2 protein-coding genes are annotated in these 3843 nt (G+C 41.5%); both read left to right on the top strand.

The window, feature by feature from the left end; translation table 11 throughout:
• Positions 1–3164 (top strand): polymorphic toxin-type HINT domain-containing protein (locus AZ66_RS27725; RefSeq protein ID WP_269433153.1); only part of this gene is annotated, 3164 nt, incomplete at its 5' end.
• Positions 3165–3189: 25 nt separating this feature from the next.
• Complete coding sequence (locus AZ66_RS27720; RefSeq protein WP_044357867.1) at positions 3190–3570, top strand: Imm8 family immunity protein; 381 nt, start codon at positions 3190–3192, stop codon at positions 3568–3570.
• Positions 3571–3843: the final 273 nt, after the last annotated feature.

The raw sequence follows: 3843 nt of genomic DNA, 5'->3' as shown, positions 1-3843 counted from the left end.
AGTTCAATGAAATCCATAACTATATGTTTCCGAATAAGCAATCGGTAACGGTGACGGATGCGGATGGTGTGTCTGGAGAGTTGACGAGACAAGCCAGATATATTCCTCAGACTGGTATACTGTATCAATTTGTGGATGGCAAAGGACAGGCCATCACCTATACGTATGATGATTTGAATCGTGTAACTGCGGTAACTAATGCTGACGGGTCGCAAACCAAGATTGAATATGACGATACGAACAACCGTATCGTAGTCATGGATGCGGCCGGACAACGAACGGAACGATTCTTTGATCCTTTCGGACGATTAATCAAGGAAACGAATGGGCGAGGAACGGCAGAGCATCGTTATAATGAATATGGAGATTTGATTTCCAAGGGAGATTTCAATGGTTCTGCCACGCAATATGAGTATGATGCTTGGGGTCGTGTCATAGCAGAACAACCGGGGTATTTTGCTGCTACGCGTTATCAGTATGATGACGGCGCCAATACCATAATTACCATGGATGGCACGAATAACCCGATTAAAGAAACGTACGATATTCTAGGCAGAGTGACAGTGAAGGAAGAGTTCAGGCCATCTGGAAATGTGGTGTTGGCGCGTTACGAGTATGATTATGCAGGGAATGTCACGAGTTCCACAGACGCGAATCAGAATGTGACCAAGTATGAGTACGATATCTTGGGAAGATTGCTAGCTGTAACGGATAGCGAGGGCAAGACAACCCGTTATCAATATGATCTGTCTGGAAATATAGTCGAAGTCAAATATGCAGATGGCAACACGGTGCAGAAACGATATGACCAGATAGGACGATTGGTTCAGCAGACCGATCCGAACAAGCAAAGCAAGAAAGTGTACTATGATGTGAATAGTAACATCTCCCACACGATTGATAAGAACGGGCAGTCTCAAACCTTTGAATATAATCACCTGAATATGCTGACAAAAGCGGCAGCTGCTGACGAAACGATAACGTACAGCTACGATGCTCTAGGCAATCGAATGTCGATGTCCGATGGAACAGGAACGACGGCGTATGGATATTATCCAACAGGCGAACTGGCATCGATTCAATATCCAGATCAAACGAAGCTGAGTTTTGAGTATGACACACGTCAGTTGAGAACGAAGCAAACCATTAACGGATCAAACTTTGCTATGACCTCTAATATAGATTACCTCTATGAGGCTGGTGTTCCAACGAAGCTGCGAGCACTTGATGGCAATGGCGCGACGTTGTCTGAGTATGCGTATAATTTTAACCAACAGTCTAAGCAGCTTGCAAAACTGAGTGCGTCGAATGGACTCAATGAAGTATACAATTATGATGGTTATAATTTAGCTGGCATTCAACAGAAGCAAGGAGAAGCACTATTTGGAAACTACAGCTATACCTATGATAACAATCGAAATGTTACGGCTAAAAACGATAATGGAGCAGGCCATCAATTTAGCTACGATAAACTGAATCGAATCAAGACATCAAGCCAGTTCAATGAGGCCTATGCGTACGATCAGCGAGATAACCGCAGCACCCTGCAAAGCGATCAGGTACCGGATATCAAGGGGGCAACCTACACCTACGATAACCGCAACCGCTTAGTCAAAGTAACAACCGAAGACGGTAAATCCGTCAGCTACCGCTATAATGGCGATAACCTGATGGTAGAACGCACCGAAGGTGGTGTAACGACCCGATACTACTATGACGACAGAGCGAAGATTGTAGCAGAAGGTAAGATAGAGGGGAACGGCAGCGTCATAATTACCGCGGCGTATGTCCACGACTCATACGGAAAGCTGCTGGCACGTCAAGTTCCGGGACAGAATGGTCTTCAGTATTATGTAACCAACGGACACGGTGATGTTACGGAAATCCGTGATACGCAAGGAAATATACTGAACCGATATACGTATGACATCTGGGGCAATCCATTGGTTCAAGAGGAGACGGTTCCGAACATTTTCCGTTACTCGGGCGAATATTGGGATGCAACAACGAATCTGCAATATTTGCGAGCAAGATGGTATGATCCAAGTGTAGGACGGTTTACTAATGAGGATACCTATGAAGGGGAACTTGGTAATCCACTGAGCTTGAACTTGTATACGTATGTCGGGAATAATCCGTTGATCCGTTGGGATCCAAGCGGCCATAATTGGGTTACAAACGAATGGAACACATTCGTAAATGATATGAAACAGATTCACTCCTCTTGGTACTCTGCAGCAGATTATTGGACTATGGGATCAGTCTCTCAAATTAACGACTACATTAAAGTCAGCAAAGAAAAACCTATGTCTTTGGAGCAATGGCTCAAAGCTGCAGAATTGTTTATGGAAATTACACCGATGAAGGCAGCAAACCAAGGTGTTAAATTAAGTAAGAATGTGAATACAGTAGTAAAAAAAGCAGTTAAGGGCTGTAATTGTTTTACTGCCGGAACAAAGGTTCAAACAGATGAAGGGGAGAAAAATATCGAAGACATTGAAGTCGGAGATAGGGTTCTTTCCAAGAATGAAGAAACAGGCGAGACTGCGTACAAGGAAGTTACGCATCTTTATCGAAATGATAAGGAAGTCATCTATGAACTAACAGTAGGTGACCAAGTCATAGAGACAACCGACAATCATCCGTTTTGGGTAGAAGGTAAAGGTTGGGTATTAGCGGTAGACTTGCAAGTGAAGGATAAGCTACGGCAGAGTAACGGAAATACCTTAACAATTGACAACATTAAGATTGTTAAACACAATGAGAAAGTTAAGGTTTATAACTTTACTGTTGCAGATTTCCATACTTACTTCGTGAGTGAATTGGGAATTTGGGTTCATAATATTAACAGTTTTTGCGGTACAGCATCTGACCTAGCAAATATGGCTAGAAAATCAAAAAAATCCATTGATGGATTAGCGGGTGCAAAAGTATCCACAAGCCTTGTAAATGATGCTGCTCTTGATTTTGTAGGAAAAGGTGCTAAAATACAAAAAATTGATGGTGGAATGTTATACATTAGTAAAGACGGATTGAGATCTGTGAGAACTGGAGTAAAATACGGTAAGAGCAAAAAACAAGGAACTACGGTGTATGAAGCTAATTTTGAGACATTCAATAGTAAAGGGAAACAACTTACTAATTATCATGTCGACATTGAATAAATTAATTTAAGAGAGCGGTGAATATATGGTAGTTCCTGTCCTAAAGAGAATATTAGTTCGTGGAGAAGCTGAACAAAAAGATGATTTCGTACTTCCTGCGAGCGCAGATATAGGGACCGCTGATTCAGAAGGAGTCGAGTATTTTTATTTTAGGGTAATGACACCTAGCAGACTGCTTGCTATTTTAGATGAAGATAAGATAATAGATGGCAGAGCGACATTCATTGTAAATGAATTTGATTTGACTTTAGTAGAGAAGGAAATTAATAAGATATTGGAGGATTGTATCCGACCTACTTGGGATGAAGTTGCAAAAGCTATTAATCGTTATTTAGAATGGGAATATGATAATATCCAATATGAAACACTTGAAGAAGCAATGGAAAGACTAAATAAGAATAATTAATTTCTAGGGCCTCGAAGGGTTTGATCACCTTCGAGGTTTTTTCACTAGAAATATTGGGAGTCCGACGGAGTAATAGGGAATTACGCGTGGTAACAGATTCAGTATCCGCTCAGCAAATGATAGGCACGAGCATGCCCAAGGGAGGAATGTATACATTCTTACAAGACGTATTGGTAAAAGGAGAAAAGAACTATACATTGAGCAGTCAAATTGCAATTTGGAACTTAAAAAATGCCAAGGTGCGTGTCATCCTACATTATTTCGATGTGAACT

This window comes from Paenibacillus sp. E194 (genome assembly GCF_000935845.1).
Classification (GTDB): domain Bacteria; phylum Bacillota; class Bacilli; order Paenibacillales; family Paenibacillaceae; genus Paenibacillus_B; species Paenibacillus_B alvei_B.
The sequence above is the reverse complement of the archived record's forward strand: the minus strand, read 5'-3'. Positions and strand labels throughout refer to the sequence as shown.